Origin of the sequence: Methylibium sp. T29, assembly GCF_000576205.1 — a bacterium.
In the GTDB taxonomy this organism is placed as follows: domain Bacteria; phylum Pseudomonadota; class Gammaproteobacteria; order Burkholderiales; family Burkholderiaceae_C; genus Methylibium; species Methylibium petroleiphilum.
The window spans coordinates 1-6,707 of record NZ_AZND01000185.1 but is presented as its reverse complement, the minus strand read 5'-3'; the positions used below and the strand labels follow the sequence as shown (position 1 = coordinate 6,707).

At 69.5% G+C, this 6,707-nt stretch carries 6 protein-coding genes and 1 pseudogene; all 7 read right to left on the bottom strand.

Annotation, left to right across the window (positions count from 1 at the left end; all coding sequences use genetic code 11):
* Positions 1-83: 83 nt before the first annotated feature.
* The 7 genes and pseudogenes from x551_RS16770 to x551_RS16740 all read right to left on the bottom strand — a co-directional run bounded on the left by x551_RS16770 (position 84) and on the right by x551_RS16740 (position 6,383).
* Positions 84-860 (bottom strand): lipoate--protein ligase A, encoded by a 777-nt coding sequence (locus x551_RS16770; RefSeq protein ID WP_011829198.1) that lies wholly within the window; start codon positions 858-860, stop codon positions 84-86.
* A pseudogene (locus tag x551_RS16765) lies at positions 847-1,961 on the bottom strand (acetoin dehydrogenase dihydrolipoyllysine-residue acetyltransferase subunit). Before x551_RS16765 ends, x551_RS16770 begins: the two are co-directional and overlap by 14 nt.
* A complete protein-coding gene (locus tag x551_RS16760; RefSeq protein WP_011829200.1) occupies positions 1,961-2,974 on the bottom strand; it encodes an alpha-ketoacid dehydrogenase subunit beta in 1,014 nt (337 codons plus the stop codon). The pseudogene x551_RS16765 and the gene x551_RS16760 overlap by 1 nt, the downstream one beginning before the upstream one ends.
* Positions 2,975-3,021: 47 nt before the next feature.
* The gene (locus x551_RS16755) at positions 3,022-4,008 is read right to left on the bottom strand and encodes a thiamine pyrophosphate-dependent dehydrogenase E1 component subunit alpha (protein ID WP_011829201.1); all 987 of its coding nucleotides are present in this window, start codon (positions 4,006-4,008) and stop codon (positions 3,022-3,024) included.
* A gap of 15 nt (positions 4,009-4,023) precedes the next feature.
* Positions 4,024-5,079 (bottom strand): NAD(+)/NADH kinase, encoded by a 1,056-nt coding sequence (locus x551_RS16750; RefSeq protein ID WP_036235264.1) that lies wholly within the window; start codon positions 5,077-5,079, stop codon positions 4,024-4,026.
* A gap of 215 nt (positions 5,080-5,294) precedes the next feature.
* Complete coding sequence (gene tpx, locus x551_RS16745) at positions 5,295-5,804, bottom strand: thiol peroxidase (RefSeq protein ID WP_036235263.1); 510 nt, start codon at positions 5,802-5,804, stop codon at positions 5,295-5,297.
* Between the two features lie 90 nt (positions 5,805-5,894).
* On the bottom strand, positions 5,895-6,383 hold the full coding sequence (locus tag x551_RS16740; protein WP_011829204.1) for a DUF1097 domain-containing protein: 489 nt from the start codon (positions 6,381-6,383) through the stop codon (positions 5,895-5,897).
* Between the last annotated feature and the right edge of the window lie 324 nt (positions 6,384-6,707).

Sequence of the window (6,707 nt, the reverse complement as noted above, 5' to 3'; positions counted from 1 at the left end):
CTACCACCTTGATCGGGATGCGCGCCGTCTTGGCCTGCGCCTTCTGCTTGGCGAGCGGGTCGTAAGTCATGACAGGCTCCGTGTCAGCACAGCACTGTGCTGGAGCTGGCGCCCTGTTGCAGCAGCCTCACGACGTGCGGCGGCGTGATGCGGCGGCGCGTGCCGCCGGCCGGCACCGGGCCGCCGGAGCCGCGGGCGAGGTTGGTGATGGCGTCGCTGCGGTAGACGCGGTCGCTGCGGATCTCGGCCTCGAAGGCATTCGCATGGCGGGTCAGCGTGTCCAGATCGGCGTCGACCAGCAGGCAGGCGTGGGCGAGCACGATCTGCTCGGACGCGCTGGCGCGCCGCCAGTACTGCGCGGTGCCGGCGACCTTGCGACCGTTCACCGCGAGGTTGTAGCGGCCATCGCAGAACGAACCCGACACCGCCTGCGGCGTCGCGAGGATGCCGAAGGTGGCTGCACTCGCCTGCAACAGGCGGCACAGTGCCGTGTACACCGCATCGGCAGCCGAACCCATGGCGGCGTGGGTACGCCACGCCAGGCTGAGGTTCACCATGCCCGGCCCCTGCGGGACCAGTCCGCCGCCCGAGCAACGCACCTGCACCGGCAGACCCTGCGCCGCGAAAATGGCACAGGCGGCCTCGAAGCGCTCGAAGCGCCTGTAGGAGGCCGGCACCACGAAGCCGGGCGTGGCCTCCCACACGTGCGCCACGGCCACGCCTTCGGCCGCGCGCTGCAGCAGCGCCTGCTCGATGGCCACGCCATCGCTGTCGGCGGGCGCGCCGTCGAGCAGGGTGAACTGGCGCCGTACCGACGGTTCGACCATCGGTGCGGCGTGGTGCGACTCAGCCGCCCACATGCTGCTTGAGCAGCCGGTTGACGTCGTTGGCCCGTTCCATCTGGACCATGTGGCCGGCGTCGTCGAACACCTCCACCGTCGCGCCGGCTGGGGCGTTGCCGGCATGGGCCGCCGGCACCACCTGGTCGTCGCGACCCCAGACCACGAGCACCGGCTTGCCGGTCGACTCGAGCTGCAGACCGGGCTGCGAAGCCTGGCGCCCGGCCGCGAACAGACCGCGACCCAGCGTGGCCAGCACCTCGCTCACGCCGTCGAGGCGCTTGTACTTCAGCACATCGTCGACCATCTGGCGGCTCACCAGCCCCGGGTCCTTGAACAACTGCTCCAGCACCGGCTTCAGGTCACGGCGCGATGCGGCGTTGGCGAAGCCCTCGGTGTAGCCGTTGTTGATGTCCGGGCCGAGGCCGGCGCTGGCGATCAGGCTCAGCGAGGCCACGCGCTTCGGGTGCGACAACGCCAGCTGGGAGGCGATCGCGCCGCCCATCGAGTGGCCGACCACGTGCGCCTGCGCCACGTCGATCACGGCCATGAAGCGCGCCACGAAGTCCGCCAGCGCCTCGAGGCTCGCGCCCGGCAGCTTGGCGTCCGACTGGCCGTGACCCGGCAGGTCGAGCGCGATCACCGGGCTCTTCTCGCCGACGGCGTCGATGTTGAACAGCCAGTTGTCCAGGTCGCCGCCGTAGCCGTGGATGAACAGCACCGGGGTGCCGTCTTCCGCACCCTTGCGGGCGTAGCGGATGCGGGTGCCGTCGACATCGGCGTACAGGTAGGCCGGGCCGGCGCTGGCTTCGTCGTCCTCGTCGGCCGCGGGCATCACGTAGGACGCGATGTAGCGTCGATGTCGGCATCGCTGACGTCGCTGCCGCCCATCACGCCGAGCAGCGCCTTCACCGGCAGCAGTTCGCCGTCGCTGGCCACCTTGCGGCGCAGCACGCCGGGGTCCGGCGCCTCGACCGCGTTGGCGATCTTGTCGGTTTCCACGTCGAGGATGGGCGTGCCCACCTCGATCTCGTCACCCACGTCGACCAGCCAGGCGACGACGGTGCCTTCGGACATCGACAGGCCCCACTTGGGCATGACGATGGGAGTGATGCCGGACATCAGTGCTTTCCTTTCATGGTGCGGCGCACCGCGTCGGCGACCTGCGCGGCCGACGGAATGTAGAGATCCTCGAGGGTCGGGGAGAAGGGCACCGGCACGTGCGGCGGCGACACCAGTTCGATCTGGGCCTTGAGCGCGCCGAAGGCCTGCATCGCGACCTGGGCCGACACGTCGGTACCGATGTTGCAGCGCGGGCTGGCCTCGTCGACGCAGATCAGGCGGCCGGTCTTCGTGACGCTGTCCAGCACCGTGTCCATGTCGATCGGCGACAGCGAGCGCAGGTCGACGATCTCGACCTCGACACCTTCCTTGGCCAGCGTGGCGGCGGCGTCGAGCGAGCGGTGCACCATCAGACCGTAGGTCACGATGGTGGCGTGCTTGCCTTCACGCACCACGTTCGCCTCGCCGAACGGGATCGCGTACGAGGCCTCGGGCACCTCGCCCTCGAAGCCGTAGAGGTTCTTGTGCTCGCAGAAGATCACCGGGTCGTTGTCGCGGATCGCCTGGATCAGCATGCCCTTGGTGTCGTACGGCGTGCTCGGGCACACCACCTTCAGGCCGGGGATGTGGGTGAACAGCGGCGTCAGCATCTGGCTGTGCTGGGCGGCGGCGCGGAAGCCGGCGCCGACCATCGCACGGATCACGACCGGCGTCTCGGCCTTGCCGCCGAACATGTAGCGGAACTTGGCGGCCTGGTTGAAGATCTGGTCGAAGCACACGCCCATGAAGTCGATGAACATCAGTTCGGCGACCGGACGCATGCCGCAGGCGGCCGCACCGACGGCCGCGCCGACGTAGGCGCTCTCGGACAGCGGCGTGTCCATCAGGCGGTCGCCGTGCTTGGCGTACAGGCCCTTGGTCACGCCGAGCACGCCGCCCCACGCGTCCATCTCGCCCTGGCCGCCGGCGCCGCCGACGATGTCCTCGCCGAGCACGATCACCGACGGGTCGCGCGTCATTTCCTGATCAAGCGCCTCGTTGATCGCCTGCTTCATGCTGATTTTTCTGGCCATGAAATGTCTCCTGGGTCTGTTCGGGTGTCTTGTGGTGTGCGCGCGCTTCAGTAGGACACGTACACGTCGGTCAGCAGGTCGGCGGCGGTGGGCAGCGGGGCGGCCTTGGCCTGTTTCACCGCGTCTTCGATCAGTGCGGCCACTTCCTTGTCGATCGCCTCGAGTTCCGCAGCGCTGATCACGCCGGCCTTCGTGACATGCGCCTTGAACTTCAGCAGGCAGTCCTGGTTGGTGCGGATGTCGTCGAGCTCGCCCGGGGCGCGGTAGGTCTGCGCGTCGCCCTCGAAGTGGCCGTAGAAGCGGACCATCTTCACTTCGAGCAGCGAGGGGCCGCCGCCTTCACGGGCGCGCTTGATCACTTCGCCGGCGGCCTCGTAGACCGCGAAGAAGTCGGTGCCGTCCACCGTGATGCCGGGCATGCCGAAGCCGGAGGCGCGGTCGACGTAGCTGTCCACCGCGGTGCCGTAATCGCGCGAGGTCGATTCGGCGTAGCCGTTGTTCTCGACGACGAAGATCACCGGCAGGGTCCACACCGCGGCCAGGTTCAGGCTCTCGAGGAAGGTGCCCTGGTTGGAGGCGCCGTCACCGACGAAGCAGATGCCGACCTCGTTCTTCTTGCGGAACTTGGCGGCCAGCGCCGCGCCGCAGATCAGCGGTGCGCCGGCGCCGAGGATGCCGTTGGCGCCCATCATGCCCTTGGACAGGTCGGCGATGTGCATCGAGCCGCCCTTGCCGTTGCCGCAGCCACCCTTCTTGCCGTAGATCTCCTTCATCATCGCGACGACGTCCACGCCCTTGGCGATGCAGTGGCCGTGGCCGCGGTGCGTGGAGGCGATGCGGTCACCGTCGCCCAGGTGGCTCATGATGCCCACGCCGCCTGCCTCTTCACCGGCGTACAGGTGCACGAAGCCGGGGATGTCGCCGCGGCCGAAGTCCACGTGCAGTCGTTCCTCGAAATCACGGATCGTGCGCATCGAGCGATAGCAATTCAGCAGCGCTTCCTTGCTCAGAGGGAACGGGTTCTTGCCTGCCATGGTGTTGTCTCCTATCTAGGCTGGGTGGGTCATGAGGCGGAACAGGCCTTCGCTCGCAGCGAGCTGCATGCAACGGGCCACGTCCACCGTGGGGAAAGCGTTCTCGCGCAGCGTGATCTCCACGCGCTCGCCGGCGTCGAAGGTCAGCTCGCGCTCGCCGTCGAGCGCCACCACGCCGGCGTCGAGCGCCACGGTGAAGGGCTGGCCGGCCGGCATGGCTTCCCAATGCGCGATGCCGACCGGGCGCACCATGCCCGGCGCGATCGGCGCCAGCAGCTGGAGCCTGCGGGTCGCGGGGTCTTCGCTGAGCTGGATGGCCAGGCCGCCCGGGTCGCGCCGGCCGACCGGCTGCAGCAGCCCGCCGATGGCCGACAGGCCGATCGCCTGCGGCTCGGCGAACGTCAGGTAGGCGGCGGCCAGGCTCTCGGTCTTCCAGACCGCGCGCGCGCCGATGTAGCGGTCGGTGGAGATCACCGCGTCGACCAGCGCGATGTCGCGCCGCTCGCCGTCGTTGATCGACACCTCGAGCAGCTTGTTCGGCATCAGCGCCTGTGCGTCGCTCAACTGGCCCGAGGCATAGAGGCCGACCGCGATGCCGGTGATGGTGGACTCGCGCATCTCGGGGAAGGCGTTGTTGGTGCCGGTGGACAGCCCGGCGATCGGGACGTCCCGGCATTCGCGCACCACCGCGCGGTGCGTGCCGTCGCCGCCGAGCACGACGATCGCCCGCACGCCGGCCGCGCGCATCAGGCGCGCCGCGGTGAAGGTGTCGTTCACCGTGGTCGTGGGTTCCATGTCCAGGAACTCGAGCGCGGGGAAGGCGTGGTGCATGTCGTGCTCGCGCTTGAGATTGCGCGTCAGCATGGCGCGGATGCCGCCGTTGTCCGGCATCATCAAAACCTTCTTCACGCCCATCGCCCCGGCGGCGCTCATCACCCGCATCACGATGCTCACGCGATCGGTGATCTGCAGGTTGCCGGCGTTCGCGATGATGCGGCGGATGTCGCGCGCCGACACCGGGTTCGCGATGATGCCGATGCAAGGCGCCGGGGTCGCTCCGGGAGCGGACATTCGGAAGTCTCCTGATTTCGTGATGCGGCCTTCAGCGCAAGCCGCGTGCCATGCCGGGATCACGGTTGCGGATCGGGCTGCAGGCCGCGCCGATGCTGGCTTTGCGCCGCGGCCGTGCGATTCACGGAAGACGCCGCAGCGGCGTTCCGGCGTCGCAGCGAGACAGGTGTGACAGGCCCGATGCGACAGCCGTCGCGCCGGCGCATCGGTCGCGCTCAGGCGCTGCGGGTCAGCGCGGCGGCGGCCAGCGCGTAATCGGGTTCGTCGGTGATCTCGCGCACCAGCTGCGCGTGCAGCACGCGGTTGTGGCCGTCGAGGACCAGCACCGCGCGCGCGGTCAGGCCCTTGAGCGGGCCGCTGACGATGTCGACCCCGTAGGCGCGCGCGAAATGTGGGCTGCGGAACAGCGACAGCGCGACCACGCGGTCGAGCTGCGCCGCGTCGATGCGGCTCTGCGCGGCGAACGGCAGGTCGTGCGAGATCGACAGCACCACGCTGCCGGGGGTCTGGCGCGCGTGGTCGTTGAAGCGGCGCAGCGACGCCGCGCAGGTCGGCATCTCCAGGCTGGGCACGATGTTGAGCAGCTTGCGCTGCATGCCGAACTGCTCGAGGCCGACGTCGACCAGGTCCTTGCCGGTCAGCGTGAACCGGGGCGCCTCGTGGCCGACCACCGGCAGGTGGCCTTCGGTGTAGACGGGGGAGCCCTTGAGGGTCAGGCGCGTCACGGGCGTTCTCCAGGGGGGCCGGGAATCCGCAGCGGCCGGCGTGCCGTCGTGCCGCCGCTGCGGGTCGTCATCGTGCGATGCCGGCGTGGTTCAGGCCGGCGCCTTGGCGGTCATCGCCTGGCCCACGCGCTCCGAGATCAGCCCCATCACGGCGCCGCACACGATGGACACCAGCACCCAGCCCAGCTTGCCGTCGAGCGGCGCGCCGGCACCGAAGAACGACGCCGCGCCAATGAAGGCACCGGGGATGAAACTGAACAGGTCCACCTTCGACAGCTGGCACAGCGCCCAGCCCAGCACCGCGAGCAGCAGGCTGAAGATCACCAGGCCCACGCCCTGCACCCCGCCGCCGAGCTGGCCGTTGAGCCAGACGATCGCCGCCGAGATCAGCGTGCCGGCGAAGGCGCTGGCGATCGCCTTCACGAGCCCGGCCTTGCCGCCGCCGGCGGCGTAGAACGAGGCCCAGGTCAGGAAGGTGATCCAGGTCATCACCTTGGGCTCCAGGTAGCCGAGCGTGGCGAAGCACCAGATGCCGACCCAGAGGCCGACGCTGAGCGAGATCGCGTTCAATGCATTCATGTGGTTTGTCTCCTTGGGGTGGATGCACTCGTTCGTCGACCCGCGGGACGCGGGCCGCACCTGTCTGTTCGCAGGCGGGCTGAAGGTGCAATCGCCATGCCCATGGCCGGCGCGACAACAGCCCCGGGCGAGAGGTGCGTGTTCGTGGTGGCGTCGCCACAATCTCGGCCTCGCGGGCGGCCCGCCGCGGCGCACGGCGGGCCGGTGTCGCACCGGCGCATCGGTGCGAGACACACCTGTCGCAGCGACGCCCGTCGCTCAGAAGGGCCGGGGTGCGACGCTCATGGCGAGCGAGGGGTGCGGCAGCACGGGCACCGGCGCCGG